Origin of the sequence: Brevundimonas sp. C43, from assembly GCF_030732185.1 — a bacterium.
Lineage (GTDB): Bacteria > Pseudomonadota > Alphaproteobacteria > Caulobacterales > Caulobacteraceae > Brevundimonas > Brevundimonas diminuta_C.
This window is the reverse complement of sequence record NZ_CP132231.1, coordinates 1,958,953-1,976,424: the sequence shown is the minus strand read 5'-3', so window position 1 is coordinate 1,976,424 and position 17,472 is coordinate 1,958,953. Positions and strand designations below refer to the sequence as shown.

The window sequence follows — 17,472 nt, the reverse complement described above, 5'->3', positions numbered from 1 at the left end:
ACTGCTGTGTGCACTTCCGGACATATTTCTTGCGAATGGCGCGCATCATTGTCGGATAAGGGCTTTTTACAAAGCCTGTCGAAGGTTAGGGTGCGGCTCTGGATCGACGGCAGGCGAGACGGCCTGTCTAAACGAGCTGGCGGGGGCGCAGATGATCAAGTCCGAACTGATCGAGAAGCTTGCAGCGGAAAACACCCACCTGACCCACGCCGAGGTCGAGCGGCTGGTCAATGTGATCCTCACCACCATGACCTCGGCCCTGTCCGAAGGCGGCCGGGTCGAGTTGCGCGGTTTCGGCGCCCTTTCCGTGCGATCGCGCCCTGCGCGTTCGGGTCGCAATCCGCGCACCGGCGAAACCGTCGAGGTGCCTGCCAAGGCCGTCCCCTTCTTTAAGAGCGGCAAGGAACTGCGCGAGCGGCTGAACGCCTCGGGCGACGCCTGATCCAACTTTCTCAAGGAAATCTCATGAGCCTGCTGTCGGAGTTTCGCGAGTTCGCGGTCAAGGGCAATGTCGTGGACCTGGCGGTCGGCGTGATCATTGGCGCGGCCTTCAACGGCATCGTCAAAAGCCTGGTCGATCAGGTGGTCATGCCGCCCATCGGTCTGCTGACCGGCGGTATCGACTTCTCCAAGCTGGAATGGGTGCTGAGGGCCGAAAACCCGGCGACCGAGGCGGTCGAGAAGGTGTCGATCCAGTATGGCGCCTTCCTGAACACGGTGATCCAGTTCCTGATCGTGGCCTGGGTCGTGTTCCTTGTGGTCAAGGGCATCAACGCCCTGCGTCGTCAGGAAGCCGCCAAGCCCGATCCGGCGCCGGCAGCGCCGACGGCGACCGAAGCCTTGTTGGCCGAGATCCGCGACGAGCTGAAGGCCCGCCCCAACGCCTGATCAGGCCTTGGACACGCGCCCGCCCAAGGTCGGGCGCGTGATTGCGGCGTCAGCCAAGGGTTTGGGCATCGGCGGCGAGCGCGAACAGATGCCGTAGTCGCCGTCGAACGGCGTCGGCGCCCAGGCGGCCGCCAGCGCAGGATCGTCGATGATGGCGTGGCAGTGTCCCCAGCCGCCTTCGCGCCGCGCCGTCTTCGCCAGATCGCCCAACTGCGCCAGCAGGCGCGGCGTCACCACCTGCAGCCGCACCTTGGCGGCCCCCAGCGCGCGGGCGTTGTCGATTAGCGCCTGGGTCAGAAGCCCAATCGCCTCGGGCGCCGTCTCCAGCGCAATCAGATCGAGAATATCCAGATAGGGCGACTCGATCAGGCTGGTCTTGGTCATCTGCGCCATGGCCATCCCGACGATTCGGCTGTCCCTGACGCAGGCCAGCATGACCGGCGGCAGGGTCAGGTCGGGGTCCGCCAACCGCCAGCGCAGGATGTCCGGACTGCGATCCGCCAGCAGACGATCTTCTTGCGACAGCCGGCGCCAGAAGTCCGCATAGGGCGAGGCGTCCGACAAGTCGCGCAGCACCGTCACCCCAGCCGGCAGCACCAGCGGCGTTCGGCGAAACACGCGCCCGTTCATCAGCCGTTCGCCCAGTCGCGCGGCGGTCTCGGCGGAGGTGCGGCCCAGCAGCAGGCGCAGACCTCGACCCTGCGCGCAGGCCAGACGATCGGTGATCCACGAAAGCTTCAGCCCATGGGTTTGGGCCGGCCAAGACTTCATGTCGAACAGGCCGTACAGCGGCGCCGAGCGCGCATTGGCGTTGAAGGTGTAGCGGGCGAACAGCCCTTGCTGGTTCAAGAAGGTGCGGATCAGCGGCCGGCTGGCGCCCTTCTGGCTGGGCGGTACGATGATCGAAAAGCCGGTGGCGCCGAAGTGGTCCTGGACGCCGTATCGAAACCGCTGGATGAAGTTCCCCAGCATGGCGACGGCCTGGTCATCCTCGTCGGCCACGACCCATCCCGCGGGCGCGCCCATCGCTATTCGCGCCGGATTGGCTTCGAGCCAACGCCATCCGGCCGGCGACCGCTCGGGCCAGCCGACCTGACGATGCAGCCGGTTCAGCGCCGCATGGTCGGGAGCGTCGATCGGTCTGACAGACATCTGGCGCTCCTTCCCATTATGAAACCGTGTGCGTTTCTGACGAACGACCTAGCAGGATATACGCCACCAGACATCACTCAGGGTTGTCTTTCGCTTCCTTCACGCGTCGCCTGGCCGCCCCCGCGACAGCCTTAACACTTGTTCGGATTCGCCCTCTGTGCTGGGTATGCGCCTTTCGCGCGCCCTATAAGCGGCGCGGCAGTTGGGAGTGAGCCGTTGACAGCGACGGATGGGGGGGCGCTCGCGCCTCGCAAGACTTTCTTGGGACACCCTCGGGGGCTGGTGATCCTGTTCTTCACGGAAATGTGGGAGCGCTTTTCCTACTACGGCATGCGCGCCCTGCTGGTCCTGTATCTGACGCAGCACTTCCTGTTTGGACCGGCCGAGGCTCAAGGCATCTACGCCGCCTACGCCGCCCTCGTCTATCTGATGCCGGTTCTTGGAGGTCTGATTGCTGACCGCTATCTCGGATCACGCAAGGCGGTCATCATTGGCGCAGTTCTTTTGGTGCTCGGCCACTTCACCATGGCCTTCGAAGGCACGGGTGGACGCGAAAGCCTGACCATCGGCGACACGACCTATCAAATCCAGGTTGAAGGACGCGATCAGAACCGCAAGATGTTCGCCGTCAATGGCGATGAGCGCGTCCAGATCGCGATCTCTCCCGAGGGCGTCTCCACGGTTGGCGCCGAACCGTCTGCCGCGAACGCCGCCGACGCCGCCGCTGCGGCCGTGGGCACGGGTATGGGCACGCCCCCGACCGGCGCCTTGGATCCCGCGACACAGGCTGCGCCGCAAGCCGCCGCCGCCGCCGGCTTCCCCGCCTTTACTGCAACGGGCGGCTACACTTTGGAAACCGAGCGCGATCTGAAGCTCGGCGAACCCGTCCTGTTCCTGGCCCTGGCTCTCATCATCGTCGGTGTCGGCTTCCTGAAGGCCAACATCTCGACTGTCGTCGGCGCCCTTTACGAAGAGAATGACCCCCGTCGCGACGGGGGCTTCACCATCTTCTATGTCGGCATCAACCTCGGATCGTTCCTGGCCACGGCCGCCTGCTCCTATCTGGGCTTCAACTATGGCTGGGCCTACGGTTTCGGCCTTGCAGGCATCGGCATGCTGTTGGGTCTGCTCACCTTCGTCCTGGGACAGTCCTGGCTCGAAGGCCGTGGCGGACCGCCTGTTCCGATCCAGGGACGTTCGATTGTGGGCGTTCCGCTGGTGCCCTTCTTCTGGATCGCCGGCCTGATCGCCGTCATCCCGACCTGGATGCTGATGCAGCGTCACGAGATCATCGAGACAGCGCTTCCGTGGATCGCCGGCGTCATCTTCGCCGCCGTTGTCGGCTTTACCGTCTTCCGTCTGAAGGGTTCCGAGCGGAGCCGTATGCTGGTCGCCCAGGTGCTGATCTTCTTCTCGGTGCTGTTCTGGGCTCTTTTCGAACAGGCCGGCTCTTCGCTGACTCTGTTCGCGGACCAATCGACCCAGATGCCGAGCTGGTTCAACGCTGGCTACACCCAGATGTTCAACCCGGGCATCATCGTCATCGGCGGCCCGATCATGGCCGCGCTTTGGGTCTGGCTGGCCAAGCGCAAGCTTGAGCCGTCCACGCCGGTGAAGTTCTCGTTTGGTCTGGTCTTCGTCGGCTTCGGCTTCCTCGTTCTGACCTGGGCTGCGACAAGTCAAGCCAACGACGCCTTCCGCGTGCCGTTGATCTTCCTGTTCCTGACCTACTTCTTCCACACGATCGGCGAGCTGTGCCTGTCGCCGGTCGGCCTTTCGATGATCACCAAACTATCGGTGGCGCGTGTGGTCGGCATGATGATGGGTGTCTGGTTCCTGTCCAGCTCGGTCGCCCACATCGTCGCCGGCATAATCGCCAAGGCGACGGCGACCGACACGGTCGCCGGGGTCGTCACCAGCCCCGAACTGGCGCTTCAGACCTACGGCTCGATCTTTGGCACCATCGGCTGGACGGGCGTCGGCGTCGGCGTCTTCCTGCTGCTGATCTCGCCCCTCCTGAAGAAGGGCATGGCCGGGATCCACTGATCCGCACCCGACCAACGGAAAAGCCCCGGCGGAGCGATCCGCCGGGGCTTTTTGCTACGTGAAGCGCGACATCAGAAGGTCTTGCGGACCCGCAACGAGACGAAGGTGCGCGGGTCGATGGAGCGCTCCTCGACGAAGGCCACGGTGCGCGGATTGCGTGTGGCGTAGACCGTGCGCTGCTGGGTGAAGTCGTCCCACAGGTTCAGCTGGGCGCGCAGCGACAGGGTCGCGCTGGGCTTGTATTCGACGAAGGCCTCCAGATAGTCCGCGCCGCGCCAGGCGAAGGTCTGGTCCGGATCGTAGGTCGCCTGGCCCAGACGCGGCAGCCAGTTGATCCCCCACTGGGTCTTCCAAGAGGTGATGTCCTGCTGGAAGCCGACATTGGCCTGGCTGGGACGCACGCCCGAGATGCGGCGGTCCTCGCCCGTGGTCGGGTCGGTGACGCTGGTCTTGTTCCAATCGTTCCTAAAGGTGAACCGGGCGCCCGAAATCCCGACCTTGTCCAGCGGCACCACGACATTCAGCGACAGCTGATCCAGCGTTCCGTCGCCGATGTTGCCGGTCGCCGACAGGCCACCGGGCAAGGGAAGGCGGTCAATCACGTCGATGATGCGGTCGTGGCGATAGCCGATCGAGACCACGCCCTCGCCCCAGAAGCGGCGCTCATAGGACAGCTCGGAAATCCAGCGCTGTTCCGGCTCCAGATCGACGTTGCCGCCGAACACCGTGCCGTCGCTCAGCTCAGCCGAGGCGGCGAAGTCGCCAAAGTCCAACTGACCCAGTTCGCGCTCGAAGCGGAAACGCAGCTGGTTGTCGGCCATCGGCGTCCAGGTCGCCAGTAGCCGCGGCTTGGCGAAGAAGAAGCTCTTTTCCTGATCCGCATCGCCCGACTGGCTGATGGTGGAGGCTTCCAAGCGCACGCCGCCTTCCAGCGTCAGCTTCGGATTGATCCGCCAGGTCGCCTTGCTGAAGGCCTCGCCGCGCGTCTCCTCGACCTTGACCGAGGCGCTGGGCAGGGGAACGCCGACGCCGCCGATGGTGAAGGCCTGGTTCACGTCCAGCATATTGTAGGCGATCTCGGCGCCGGCCTCGACTGTCAGGGCGGGCGAGCGTTCGTGACGCACCAAGGCGCGCAGGATGGATTCCGACGAGTCGCCGTTGGACTTGAACTGCTGCTCCGGCGCGGCCGTGCCGTTGAGCGTCTCGTTGCTGCCCGAGACGCTGTCAAAGCTGGAGAACTCGTGGATCAGACGCGTCTCCAGGGTCCAGCGCGGGTTCAGGGTGCGGGTCCAGGTCAGGCCCAGCTCGCCGGAATCGCCGTCTTCGGCATAATCGCTACGCCGCAGCGACATGGGCGACGAAAGCTCGGTCCAGTTCTGATAGTCATTCAGACCATAACGGGCGGTGCCTTCCAGCTTTCCGCCGAACAACGGGCCTGTGTAGTTGCCGCGAATACCCTGGCCGCCGCCCCATCCGTCGTTCTCGTACCGCTCGTCGCGGATGACATCGCCGGCGGCGTTGCGACGGATCGACCGGCCGACGCCGTTGGAATCGCTGGAGCCCATGCCGTCCGACAGGGTCACGCCCCAGCTGCGATCGCCCTTGTTCTGAGTGAACTGATAGGAGCCGCCATAGATGTCATGGCCGCCTTCGAACAGCATGGCGTTCCAGGTCAGGATCGATTGGCGGCTGTCGGTCGTCTTCAGGATGACGTTCACGACGACGGAATAGCCCTGCATGTCGATGCCCGGCGCACCGCCCCGGATCAGTTCGATGCGCTCGACCTGATTGGCCAGGGTCCGGCCCAGGACGTTCGAACCCGAATCGTTCTTTGAGGCGGGACGGTTGTTGTTGATCAGCACATTGCCGACCGCCCCTTCGAAACCGCGCGCGCCCGATCCGTTGTCGATGGAGAAGCCGGGGACCCGGTTGACCATGTCGAGCGCCGTATTGGGGCGCTGGGCGGCGAAGAAGTCCGGCGTAAAGACCAGCACGCCGCGCTGGCTGGCGTCGGCCAGGGGCGCCTGGTTGGTCGGGCCGGTCGGCACGGGGGCCTCGGCGACTTGGGGCTTGTCGCCGGCGAATGCGGCGCCGGCGGTGAAAAGCAGGGCGGTGCTGGCCAGCAGCAGGGTCTTTGTCATTGGTCTTCCCCTCGGGTGTTGGCGAGAGGTGTGCCGATCCGGCGCATTCATCTCCAGTTACAAGGCCGCAAGGTGGATTAAATCCACGACATCATTACAGCGATTTCATTAAACCAGTGACAGTAATGAAGTTTACAGCGGTGTAATGATCAGACGCTCTTCTTCTCTATTGCTTTTACTTGCCGCGATGACGCTGACGACCGCGCCTGCCGTCGCGCAGGACGCGCCGTCGGACGCCGTCGAGGATATCGTCGTCACCGCCCGCCGGATCGAGGCGGCGATGTGGGAGGTGCGGCGCGGCGACAGCGTCCTGATCCTGGTCGGATCGATCGACGGCCTGCCCAGAAAGATGGAGTGGCGCACCGACGCTCTCATCTCGGCGGTTGATCGTGCGGACCGCGTTCTGTTTCCCGTCGAGGGGCGGGCCTCGCTGGCCGATGTGGGCCGGCTGATCTGGCGCTTTCGGACGCTGACCCGTTTGCCGAACGGGCGCACCAGCGCCGACTATCTGTCACCGGACCTTGAGGCCCGGGTCGAAAGCCTGACAGGCGAAGGTCCGACCCGCGACAGCATGCTGATCCTGTCGGGCGATCTGATGGAACTGGGCGGCTACAGCAGTGGAGGGCGTCCGGTGTCCGGCCTGGTTCGTCAGGCGACGCGCGCCAACCGCACGCCCGCTGAACCCGTCGGCATCTTCAGGGGTGACGAGCTGATCGAAAAGGTTCTGACGACGCCGCCCGAACGTTATCTCGACTGCATTAACGCGGCGGCGACGGCGGCCGAGGCCGGGGTCGAGGCGGGCGCGCAACGTGCGGAGAACTGGCGTCTGCGCCGGATCCCGGCGGTGTTGGATTCGCCCCTGGAAAAGGCGGCCACGGCCTGTTCCTACTGGTCGGTGATGGCCCAAGCGGACGATCTGCGTCGGATATGGAATACGGCGGTGGACAAGGCGCTGGCCGAGGACGGAGTCACCTTCGCCATTGCGCCTTTGCGGCTGTTGGCCGAGCCGAACGGCGTATTGGATCGGCTGGAGGCGGAGGGGCTAGAACCGATCGGTCCCGAATGGCACCCCTCCGCCCCCGCTCAATCGGCGCGCTAGAGCTTACTTGCGTTCCGGAACGGCATCTCGCGCGGCTTCGCCAATGTTGTCGGCGGCGTTGCCGACGCTCTCGGCCGCGCCGGCGATGGCGTTGTCCTTCACCGCGTCGCTGCGGTTCATGTTCATCAGGAAGTAGCCGATCACGAGCACGGCCAGGAGGCCGACGATCAGGGCGACGATGGCGCCCATGCCGCTGCCGCTGCGGCGCTCAACAACTGTCGTGGGGGCGGCGCTGGTTTCAGTGATACGTTCAACCCGGCCATCGGGATGTTGGACTTCGCGTTCGGTGGGCATGGTGTTTCCTCTCCAGTGTGGCGGGGAAACACCCTTGATGGCGATACGGTTCCGCTCGCCTATACGGCGGTGCCGCCGACCGTCAGGCCGCCGATCTTGAGGCTGGGCTGGCCAATGCCGACGGGCACGCCTTGTCCGGCCTTGCCGCAGACGCCGACGCCCGGATCAAAGGAGAAGTCGTCGCCGACCATCTGAATCTTGGTCAGGGCGGTGGCCCCGTCGCCGATCAGGGTCGCGCCGCGGACGGGTGCGGTAATCACCCCGTCCTCGATCAGATAGGCCTCATTGCACTGGAACACGAACTTGCCGTTGGTGATGTCCACCTGGCCGCCTGAGAAGTTGGCGGCGTAGAGGCCGCGCTTCGTATTGGCGATCATGTCGGCCTTGGAATCCTTGCCGCCCTCCATGAAGGTGTTGGTCATGCGCGGCATCGGCATATGGGCGAAGGACTGGCGCCGGCCGTTGCCGGTCGCGGTTACGCCCAGCTGCCGCGCTGACAACCGGTCGTGCATCAACCCGACCATGATCCCGTCCTCGATCAGCACGGTGCGCGATGTGGGCGTGCCCTCGTCATCCACGGACAGCGATCCACGCCGTCCGGCGATCGAGCCGTCATCGACCACGGTGACGCCGGGGGCGGCGACGCGCTGGCCCATCATGCCGTTGAAGACCGACGAGCCCTTACGGTGGAAGTCGCCCTCGAAGCCGTGGCCGATGGCCTCGTGCAGCAGGACGCCGGGCCAGCCGGCGCCCAGGACCACGTCCATCTCGCCCGCCGGGCAGTCGACGGCGTCCAGATTGACCAGGGCCTGACGCAGGGCCTCGTCCACCTGGGCCTGCCAGCGTTCGGGCGCGACCCAGGCCTCGAAGCCTGCTCGGCCGCCGGCGCCGGACGAGGCGCTCTCGCGCTTGCCGTTCTGTTCCACGGTGACGGAGACGTTTAGCCGGACGAGGGGGCGAACATCGCGCACCGCCCTCTCGTCGGCGCGCAGGATCTCGATAGCGCGACGTTCGCCGATCAGCGAGGCGGACACCTGAACGACGCGCGGATCGCGGGCGCGAGCCCAGGCGTCGATCTCGGCCAGCAAGGCGATCTTGTCGGAGAAGGCGGGCGAGGCGAGGGGATCGACCTCGCCGTACAGTTTCTGATTGGTGGCGCGGGGCCCTTCGGCGACCCGGGCCTCATGCCCCTGTTTGGCCAGGGCGGCGCTGTCGGCGGCGCGCCGCATGGCGGAGGCCGAGATTTCGTTGGCGTGGGCGTAACCGGCCGTCTCGCCCGCCACGACCCGCAGGCCGAAGCCCTCGGTCGCGTCATAGGCGGCGGACTTCAGCCGGCCATCGTCGAACACCAGGCTCTCGCTCTCGGACCGCTCAAGGAACAGTTCGCCGTCGTCGGCGCCGGCCAGGGCCGTCTTCAGGATCGACAGGGCTTCATCGGTATCGACGCCGGCAGCGTCGAGGATGGGCGGCGGGGAAGCGTGAACGGTCATGGCCTGTAGGTAGGGGCTGAAGGCCGTTTCGTCACCTGCCCGGCGCGCGAAACCGCCGATCAGTCCAGCGGCTGGGGCCGCGTCACTACCGGACCGTCGGGATCGCTGCTCGACGGACGTGCAGCGGTCGGGGCGGGCGTCGGGGCCGTCGGCACGATCACCAGCGGCTCGGTCGTGACGGTCGGAGCCGGCGTGGACGGCGCCGGGGTGGCCGTCGTCGGCGCACGCGTCGTCGGTTGCGTCGTTGCGGCCGGCGCCTGGGTCTGGGTCGGCGTCTGCGTGCGGGGCGCGGCCGTCGTCGCGCGCGGCGTCGTCGTTGCCGGCGCGGAAGCGGCGGGGGCTGACGGCGTCGCTGTGATCGTCGTGGCGGGGGCGGGCTGTTGGGTCGCGACGACGGGTGCGGCGTCGGCAGGAATCGTATCGGCTGGCGGGGCGGTCAGAGGCGCATCGGCGGCGACGGCGGGCGTGGACGTCGCCGGGGTCGAGGCGGGACGCATCGCGAACCACAGGCCGCCTCCGGCGACCAGAAGGGCGACGACCCCGACCCCGATATAGAGCGGGAGGCGCGAGGTTTTGGCGGGGGCACTGGCGAAGCTGGGCGTGATCGGCGCAGCCGCAGGCGCGATGGCGGGTCTGGCCGCGACCGCTGGCGCGGCGGCGACGGCTTCGGCCGCGACCAGCTTCGGCGCAGGGGCGGGCGTCGTCTCGGGCGCGGGCAGGGGCCGCACGGTCAGATCGGGTTGAGCGGCCGGCGCCGGCTGCGGCATGGGCTGCGGCGGCGTTGGAGCCTGGGGTTGAGGCTGGGCCTGGGCCGGGCGCGCCGTCGGGATCAGCGACCCGCCCAGGATGCTTGCCCCCTGCGGACGGGGCGCGGGACGCGGGGCGGGATTGGCGGGCGTCGTCTGACCCTTGGCCGGCGCGACGCCGGAGGCCAGGCTCTGGGTGTGGATCGAGGCCTGCTGCTGTTGCGGCGTGGGCTTGCGCGGCGGCGGATTGGGAATGCGGTCCAGCGGATTGGGCGCGACCGGCACCGGCCCGACGTGGAAGGTCGTCGCGGGCATACGCCCCCAGGTCACCGGCTTGCGGGCGAAGGGCTGGGGCGGGGTCTTCTGGTCGTCGGACATGGTCTTCTCAATCGCTGGCGATCTGGCCCGTTTCGTGACGGATCAGTTCTTGAGCCGGTAGCCGGTCTTGAACATCCACATGACGATGCCCAGGCAGACGGCGAAGAAGGCCAGGGTGGCGGCGACGCTGACGCCGATGGCCACATCGCCCTGACCATAGAAGGCCCAGCGGAAGCCCGAGATCAGATAGACCACAGGGTTGAACAGGGTCACCGTGCGCCAGCCGTCCGGCAGCATGTCGATGGAATAGAAGGCGCCGCCCAGGAAGGTCAGGGGTGTCACGACCAGCATTGGAATCATCTGAAGCTGCTCGAACCCATTGGCCCAGACCCCGATGATGAAGCCGAACAGGCTGAAGGTCACCGAAATCAGGATTAAGAAGGCCATCATCCAGACCGGATGCAGGATCTGCAGCGGCACGAAGAAGGCCGCCGTCGCCAGAATGATCAGCCCCAGCACCGCCGACTTGGTCGCCGCCGCGCCGACATAGGCCAGCACGATCTCCAGCGACGACACCGGCGCCGACAGGATTTCGTAGATCGTTCCCGTGAACTTGGGGAAGTAGATGCCGAATGAGGCGTTGAAGATCGACTGTGTGAACAGGCTGAGCATGATCAGGCCTGGCACGATGAAGGCGCCGTACGGCACGCCGTCCACTTGCTGCATCCGGCTGCCGATCGCGCCGCCGAAGACGACGAAATACAGGGCCGTGGTGATCACCGGGGTGACCACGCTCTGCCATAGGGTGCGCAGCGCCCGCGCCATCTCGAAGCGATAGATGGCCCAGACGCCGTATCCGTTGAAGGTCATGCCGCTGCTCCGTTCTGGTGGACCAGGCTGACGAAGATGTCTTCCAGCGAGCTCTGGCGGGTGTTCAAGTCCTTGAAGCCGATGTTCAGCGCCTCAAGCCGGCGGATCAGCGACGGCACGCCTGTGTCATCGGCGTTGGCGTCGAAACTGTACTCCAGTTCGCCGCCCTCGTTCTTTAGCGTCAGGTCCCAGTCGGACAGGTCGGCGGGCAGGGCCGCCAACGGCTCGATCAGGTTCAGCGTCAGGGTCTTCTTGCCCAGCTTCTTCATCAGAGCCGACTTTTCCTCGACTAGGATCAGTTCGCCCTTCAGGATCACGCCCACCCGGTCGGCCATTTCCTCGGCCTCCTCGATGTAGTGGGTCGTCAGGATGATGGTGACGCCGCGCTCGCGCAGCTTTCTGACCATGGCCCACATGTCGCGGCGCAGCTCGACATCGACCCCGGCGGTCGGCTCGTCCAGGAAAAGGATGTCAGGTTCGTGGCTCAGGGCCTTGGCGATCATCACCCGCCGCTTCATCCCGCCCGACAGGGTCATGATCTTGGCGTCACGCTTGTCCCACAGCGAAAGGTCCTTCAGCACGCCCTCGATGAAGGCGGGGTTCGGCGCCTTGCCGAACAGGCCCCGACTGAAGGTGACGGTGGCCAGCACGGTCTCGAAGGCGTCGGTGGTCAGCTCCTGCGGCACCAGACCGATCTTGGTGCGGGCGGCGCGGAAATCGGATTGGATGTCATGGCCGTCGGCGACCACGGTCCCGGTCGTGGGCGTGACGATGCCGCAGACGATGGAGATCAGCGTGGTCTTGCCCGCGCCGTTCGGTCCCAGCAGGGCGAAAATCTCGCCCTTGTTGATCGTCAGGTCGATGCGCTTCAGCGCCTGATGCCCCGACTTGTAGGTCTTGGTCAGGCCGTCGATCTCGATTACGGGCATGGGCTTTCCTTTCCGGCGCGCGCGGCGGCGCGGGCCGGGTGTGGCGGCAATATGGCGTGCCTGACGCCTGACTCAAGTGGCGGCGCCGTCTCAATAGACGCCAAGTCGTTGTTAACCCGATTGTCGCACGGTGCCGGCCTGAGTTGAGTTTTGGCAGGAGCTTTCGTGCCGTCCCTGTCCGCCGCCCACCACGCCGCTCTGACGGCGATCGTCGAGGCCTGTCCCGACGCATCGCTGGGGATGCTGGGCGCAGCCGTGGCGGCGCTGAAGGGCGACAAGGCGGCCGAACTGGCGAACATCGTCGCCACAGAGGCGCGCGATCGCGCCCGTCGCGGCACGGCGTTTGCGCCCCTGCTGCCACTGTTCCAGCCGCGCGCCGACGGCGTGCCCGCCCTGGTCTTTCCGGCTCAGGTCTTGAAACGGGTGTGGCGCCAGGCGGTGCAGGGCGAGGAGGACTTCGTGCCGCTGCTGGACAGGGCTGTGGCCGTGGACGGCGAATGGACCCTGGCCGCCGATCGGCTGTGCGCAAAGGCGGCCGCTGTGCTGCGCGACCGGCCGCGCGACGTCTGGCCCGAGTTTCAGCGTCCCGCCGACGGCCAGCCCCCATCCACTCCGGTCGAACTGGCCGGCTGTTTCGACCTGACGCCTCTGGCCCGCAGCGCCCTGCCGCGCCTGCCGGTCTGGCTGGAGCGTCCCGACGACAATCAACTCGCGGGGCTGAGGCTGCTGATCCAGGACTGTCTGGCGATGTCGCCGGACGGCGGGCGGCGCATGATCGACATCCTGTTCGCCCATGTGGCGGACGCCGAGCGGATGCTGCGGGTCGTGACGCGGACCAGCCGGCTCGCCGACCGTGAAATCACCCTCAGCCATTCCGAGATGGGCGTCTTCGTCGAGCGGCTGCTGACCTCCGTTCAGGCGCGGGTGCAAAAGATCGCCGCCGTGGTCCGTTCGTCATTGGGCGAGACGGCGATGCTGGGCGTGGTGGACGACGTGAACTGGTGCGCGGGCGTGCTGGCCGAGATGGACCTCAGCCTGCAGGTGCGGCCCGATTCCAGCTGGGGCAAGGCGGCGCGGATGGCGCGGGTCCAGGTGTCGGGCCAGCTTTCGGGTCTGATGAAGTCCGCCTCCAGCGCCGTCCACGCCGCCCTGCCGATGAAGCGTCAGGTCATCACCGGACGCATGACGCGTATGTCGCCCTGGCTGGAGGCGCCGGCCGAGGGCGAACCGATCGAGGCGGCGGCGGCCCTGCTGGCGGCGGTGGCGGCCCTGCGCGGCGCGGCCGTCACCTTCGGCTGCGAAGCCGATCGCTCGGGACTGAAGGCCGACCTGACCGACTACCTCTCCACCTGGTCCGACGAGGCGCTGAACAGTCTGTCGGACGGCGAGGCCGAAAATCCCGACCATGTGCTGCGTCTGATCGGGGTCGCGGCGCGGTTCCTGACCGTGATCGAGGCGCTGGAGGCGGCGCGCGCGGTCAGGCGACGCGCAGCCTCAGCGGAAATGGCGCGGCTGGGCTGAAACGACGCCTCGCCCGACGTTCGCGGATGGGTTAGACGGCGAAGATGATCGTGTTCTGGATAATGACGGGACTGGCGGCGGCCCTGGCCGCCCTGCTGGTGCTGACCGGCGCGCGACGCGGCGCCGATCCGGCGGCCGGAGCCGAAACCCGGGCCGGCTCGCGCGAGATCGAGGAACTGGATCGGTTGAAGGCGCGCGGCCTGCTGGACGAGGCGGCCTATGTGGGCGCGCGCGCCGAGGCGGGGCGGCGGCTTCTCGCCGTTTCGGCGACCACGACCCCGGTGGCCGGCGCTCGCGATCGGTTCTGGGTGCTGGGCGGGATCGGCGTGACGGTCGCGGCCGCTCTCGGCCTCTATGTTTTCACCGGCTCGCCCGGCCTGCCGGATCAGGCCTATGAGCGGCGTGTCGACGACTGGGCCGCCAATCTGGATCGGCTGGAGCCGGCGCAACTGGCGGCGGTGACCGCGCGGGTCGTTCAGGAACGGCCAAACGATCGGCAGGCGCTGGCCATGCTGGGCGCGGCCCGCTTCGCCGCCGGCGATCCGCTGGGCGCCGCCTCCGCCTTTCGCCGCCTGATCGCCCTGGACCCCCGCGACGCGCAGGCCTGGGCGAGGCTGGGCGAAAGCCTGGTCGTCGCCAACGACAACCAGATCGGCGGCGACGCCGAGGCCGCCTTCCGCGAGGCCTTGAAACTGGACCCCGACCAACTCGGCGCGCGCTTCTTCCTGGGCGAGGCCGCGTTGCGGCGCGGCGACGCCGTCGAGGCCCGCACCCTGTGGACGCCTCTGATCGCCGCGCTCGACCCGGCCGATCCGCGCCGTCTGGATCTGGAACGCCGACTGCCGAAGGACAGCGCGCAATGACGCGTTGGTCCTGCGCGACGACGGCGGTATATGCCGCCGGTCCGTCCCTGGAATCCGGAATGTCCGTCGCATGAGCTGGCTGCCCAAATCGCCGAAGGCGCGTCGCCGCCTGTCGGTCGTCGCCGCCGTGGCGCCGATCCTGGCGCTGGCGGTCGGCCTGTCGCTGTGGGCGATGCAGGACAGCGTGACCTTCTTCTATTCGCCGTCCGAAGCCACCGCCGACAAGGCGCCGGAGGGGCGCAACATCCGCCTGGGCGGTCTGGTCGAGCCCGGCAGCGTGCAAAAGACCGGCGATGGCGTGGTTGCCTTCGTCGTCACCGACAACGCCGCCACGACCCGCGTCGTCTATCACGGCGACCTGCCCGACCTGTTCCGCGAAGGGCAGGGGATCGTGGCGCAAGGGGCCTTCGGCGCCGACCGCACCTTCCACGCCAGCCAGGTCCTGGCCAAGCACGACGAGAACTATATGCCGCGCGAGGTCGCCGACCGTCTGAAGGAAAAGGGCGAGTGGCGGCCGGACGGCTCCGAAACGCGCTCAAGCAGGCCGCAGGCCGATAGCGCACCGACGCGCTTATGATCGCCGAGCTTGGGGCCTTCGCCCTGGCGCTGGCGCTGGCGCTGTCGATCCTGCAGACGGGGCTTTCGGCGGCTGGGCGCGCGCGGCGTAGCCCGGTCCTGGCCGGGGCCGCCCAGGGCGCGGCATTGGCAGCGGCCGCGGCGGTCGCGCTCAGTTTCGCAGCCCTGATCTACGCCTTCGTCGTCTCCGACTTTTCGGTCTCCAACGTCGCGGCCAACAGCCACACCGACAAGCCGATGCTCTACAAGGTCGCCGGCGCCTGGGGCAGCCACGAAGGCTCGCTTCTGCTGTGGTGTCTGGTGCTGACCGTCTTCGGCGGGGCGCTGGCGCGGGCGCGCGGCCTGCCGTTCGGGCTGAAGGCCTCGGCCGTGGCGGTGCAGGGCGCGCTGGGGTCGCTGTTCCTGGCCTTCGCCGTCTTCACCTCCAGCCCCTTCACCCGCCTTGACCCTGCGCCGTTCCAGGGCGCATCGCTGAACCCCTTGTTGCAGGATCCGGCCTTGGCCGTGCATCCACCGCTGCTCTACGCCGGCTACGTCGGGTTTTCGGTCTGCTTTTCGCTGGCCGTCGCAGCGTTGATTGAGGGGCGGGCGCAGACCGCCTTCTGGCCTGCCTGGGGGCGCTGGGTCCGACCCTGGGCTTTGGCCAGCTGGGCCTTCCTGACCGTCGGCATCACCCTGGGGTCGTTCTGGGCCTATTATGAGCTGGGCTGGGGCGGTTGGTGGTTTTGGGACCCGGTCGAGAACGCCTCCTTCATGCCCTGGCTTGCGGGCGCGGCCCTGTTGCACAGCGCAGTTGTGACCGAGCGGCGCGGCGCGCTGGCGGGCTGGACCGTGTTCCTGGCCCTTTTGGCCTTCACCTTCTCGATGCTGGGCGCCTTTCTGGTGCGGTCGGGCGTGCTGACATCCGTCCATGCCTTCGCCGTCGATCCCCAGCGCGGGCTGATGCTGCTGGCCATCCTCGGGATCACGGCCGGCGCCGCCTTCGCCCTGTTCGCTTGGCGCGCGCCGCAGCTGAAGGGCGGGGGCCTGTTCGCGCCGGTCAGCCGCGAGGGGGCGTTGGTGCTGAACAACCTGTTCCTGACGGCGGCGGCTGCAACCGTATTGCTGGGCACCCTCTATCCGCTGATCCTGGAAGCGGCGTCCGGCGCGACCATCTCGGTCGGCCCGCCCTATTTCGCCGCCACCTTCACCCCGCTGATGATGGTCGCCTTCCTGATCCTGCCGGCCGGGCCGCTGCTGGCCTGGAAGCGGGGCGACCTGCCCGGCGCGATGCAGCGCCTGGCCGTCGCGGCGGGTCTGGCGATCGTCGGCGCCCTGGCGGCCTACGCCCTGTGGGAGCCTAGGAAGGCCTTCGCCGCCGCCGGCATCGGCCTGGGCCTGTGGCTGATCCTGGGATCGCTGTCGGAAGTCGCCGAACGCGCCCGCCTGTTCCGCGCCTCGATGGCCGAGACGCTGCGCCGACTGAAGGGGCTGCCGCTGGGCGCTTGGGGCATGACCCTGGCGCATCTGGGTCTGGGCGTCTTCATCCTGGGGGCGGTGGTCGAGACCGGTTTCAAGGCCGAGGCCGCCCGTGCCGTCTCACTGGGCCAGAGCGTTGCCGCCGGCCCCTGGACGGTGACCCTGGACGACGTCCGCGTCGTCGAGGGACCGAACTATCTGGCCGAACAGGGCCGACTGACCGTGCGCGCCATGAACGATCAGGGCCGCGCCAGCACCGTCACGGCCGAGCGCCGCTTCTTCCCCGCCGGCGGCCAGACCACCACCGAGGTCGGCCTCGATTTCCGTGGCCTGGACGACGTCTATGTCGTGATCGGCGAACGCGCGGGCAGTCCCGAACAGCCGGCCTGGGTCGTGCGTCTGTACTGGAATCCTTGGGCGCGACTGATCTTCCTGGGGCCGATGATCATGGCCTTGGGCGGGGTGCTGTCGCTGCTGGATCGCCGTCTCCGGCTCGGGATCGGCGCGCGCCGACGCAAGACCGCATGAGGCGCCTGGCAATCCTGCTGGCCGCGCCCATCCTGGCGCTGATGCTGACGGCGGCCGAACCGCCCGCCGCACCGGACCGCCCCTTGGCGGATGCGAGCCAGGAGGCCCGCGCCCAGGCCCTGTTCAAGGAAGTGCGCTGCGTCGTCTGCCAGCACGAGGCCATCGCCGACAGCCCGGCGGGCGTCGCCGGCGACATGCGCCGCCTGATCCGCGAGGAGATCGCGGCCGGGGCCTCGGATCAGGCCGTGCGTGACGATCTGGTGCGGCGCTTCGGCGACTATGTGCTGTTCACCCCGCCGGTTCGGGCGGGGACCTGGCTGCTGTGGTTCGGCCCGTTCGCTCTGTTGCTGCTGGCCGTCGCCGTTCTGGCCTTGCGCGCACGTCGTCGTCCGGTCGAGGCCGTTCTCCTGACACCCGAAGAGGAACGCCGGCTGGACGAAGTTCTACGAAATGAGAAGCTTCGCCGCGATCCTGACGCAACCTCGCCTCACGACGGGCGCTAGTCGAGATCAACGATCGGCGGTCGGGATTGGCGCAAAGCCGGTTCGGCCTA

The 17,472-nt window shown here is 67.5% G+C and carries 16 protein-coding genes; 9 read left to right on the top strand and 7 right to left on the bottom strand.

Annotation, left to right across the window (positions count from 1 at the left end; translation table 11 throughout):
* Window positions 1-151: 151 nt before the first annotated feature.
* Complete coding sequence (locus Q9R14_RS10005; protein ID WP_242077963.1) at window positions 152-442, top strand: integration host factor subunit beta; 291 nt, start codon at window positions 152-154, stop codon at window positions 440-442.
* 23 nt (window positions 443-465) lie between these two features.
* Window positions 466-888 carry a large-conductance mechanosensitive channel protein MscL gene (mscL, locus tag Q9R14_RS10000; protein ID WP_242077964.1) on the top strand — a complete coding sequence of 141 codons (423 nt, stop codon included), beginning with the start codon at window positions 466-468 and terminating at the stop codon, window positions 886-888.
* Here mscL and Q9R14_RS09995 read toward each other — a convergent pair whose 3' ends face one another.
* Window positions 889-2,040, bottom strand: a complete 1,152-nt coding sequence (locus Q9R14_RS09995) for an N-acetyltransferase (protein WP_306002269.1) — start codon at window positions 2,038-2,040, stop codon at window positions 889-891.
* A 282-nt stretch (window positions 2,041-2,322) separates the two neighbouring features.
* On the opposite strand from Q9R14_RS09995, the gene Q9R14_RS09985 reads away from it, so the two are divergent.
* Window positions 2,323-4,086, top strand: coding sequence for a peptide MFS transporter (locus tag Q9R14_RS09985; RefSeq protein WP_371929714.1), 1,764 nt, complete (start codon window positions 2,323-2,325; stop codon window positions 4,084-4,086).
* A 71-nt stretch (window positions 4,087-4,157) separates the two neighbouring features.
* Here Q9R14_RS09985 and Q9R14_RS09980 read toward each other — a convergent pair whose 3' ends face one another.
* Entirely contained in the window at window positions 4,158-6,227 is a 2,070-nt protein-coding gene (locus Q9R14_RS09980; RefSeq protein WP_306002268.1) for a TonB-dependent receptor, read from the bottom strand.
* A gap of 187 nt (window positions 6,228-6,414) precedes the next feature.
* Here Q9R14_RS09980 and Q9R14_RS09975 point away from each other — a divergent pair, with 187 nt between their 5' ends.
* Window positions 6,415-7,326, top strand: a complete 912-nt coding sequence (locus tag Q9R14_RS09975) for a TraB/GumN family protein (protein WP_306002267.1) — start codon at window positions 6,415-6,417, stop codon at window positions 7,324-7,326.
* Window positions 7,327-7,329: 3 nt separating this feature from the next.
* Here Q9R14_RS09975 and Q9R14_RS09970 read toward each other — a convergent pair whose 3' ends face one another.
* Genes Q9R14_RS09970 through Q9R14_RS09950 form a run of 5 tightly spaced genes read right to left on the bottom strand, consistent with a single transcriptional unit; the run spans window position 7,330 to window position 11,973 of the window.
* Entirely contained in the window at window positions 7,330-7,620 is a 291-nt protein-coding gene (locus tag Q9R14_RS09970; RefSeq protein WP_306002266.1) for a hypothetical protein, read from the bottom strand.
* Between the two features lie 59 nt (window positions 7,621-7,679).
* Entirely contained in the window at window positions 7,680-9,110 is a 1,431-nt protein-coding gene (gene tldD, locus Q9R14_RS09965; RefSeq protein WP_306002265.1) for a metalloprotease TldD, read from the bottom strand.
* A gap of 59 nt (window positions 9,111-9,169) precedes the next feature.
* Window positions 9,170-10,234, bottom strand: coding sequence for a hypothetical protein (locus Q9R14_RS09960; RefSeq protein ID WP_306002264.1), 1,065 nt, complete (start codon window positions 10,232-10,234; stop codon window positions 9,170-9,172).
* A gap of 42 nt (window positions 10,235-10,276) precedes the next feature.
* Complete coding sequence (locus Q9R14_RS09955; protein ID WP_055752804.1) at window positions 10,277-11,044, bottom strand: ABC transporter permease; 768 nt, start codon at window positions 11,042-11,044, stop codon at window positions 10,277-10,279.
* Window positions 11,041-11,973: an ABC transporter ATP-binding protein gene (locus Q9R14_RS09950; RefSeq protein WP_055752805.1), complete on the bottom strand. Its 933-nt coding sequence runs from the start codon at window positions 11,971-11,973 to the stop codon at window positions 11,041-11,043. Before Q9R14_RS09950 ends, Q9R14_RS09955 begins: the two co-directional genes overlap by 4 nt.
* Before the next feature lie 165 nt (window positions 11,974-12,138).
* Between Q9R14_RS09950 and Q9R14_RS09945 the strand changes: the two genes are divergently transcribed.
* The 5 genes from Q9R14_RS09945 (at window position 12,139) to Q9R14_RS09925 (ending at window position 17,422) form a co-directional block, all read left to right on the top strand.
* Complete coding sequence (locus tag Q9R14_RS09945; RefSeq protein WP_284877218.1) at window positions 12,139-13,494, top strand: hypothetical protein; 1,356 nt, start codon at window positions 12,139-12,141, stop codon at window positions 13,492-13,494.
* 44 nt (window positions 13,495-13,538) lie between these two features.
* Window positions 13,539-14,357 carry a c-type cytochrome biogenesis protein CcmI gene (gene ccmI / locus Q9R14_RS09940; RefSeq protein ID WP_306002263.1) on the top strand — a complete coding sequence of 273 codons (819 nt, stop codon included), beginning with the start codon at window positions 13,539-13,541 and terminating at the stop codon, window positions 14,355-14,357.
* Window positions 14,358-14,427: 70 nt separating this feature from the next.
* Window positions 14,428-14,934 carry a cytochrome c maturation protein CcmE gene (gene ccmE / locus Q9R14_RS09935; protein WP_306002262.1) on the top strand — a complete coding sequence of 169 codons (507 nt, stop codon included), beginning with the start codon at window positions 14,428-14,430 and terminating at the stop codon, window positions 14,932-14,934.
* The gene (locus tag Q9R14_RS09930; protein WP_306002261.1) at window positions 14,931-16,919 is read left to right on the top strand and encodes a heme lyase CcmF/NrfE family subunit; all 1,989 of its coding nucleotides are present in this window, start codon (window positions 14,931-14,933) and stop codon (window positions 16,917-16,919) included. The genes ccmE and Q9R14_RS09930 overlap by 4 nt, the downstream gene beginning before the upstream one ends.
* On the top strand, window positions 16,916-17,422 hold the full coding sequence (locus Q9R14_RS09925; RefSeq protein WP_306002260.1) for a cytochrome c-type biogenesis protein CcmH: 507 nt from the start codon (window positions 16,916-16,918) through the stop codon (window positions 17,420-17,422). Before Q9R14_RS09930 ends, Q9R14_RS09925 begins: the two co-directional genes overlap by 4 nt.
* Window positions 17,423-17,472: the final 50 nt, after the last annotated feature.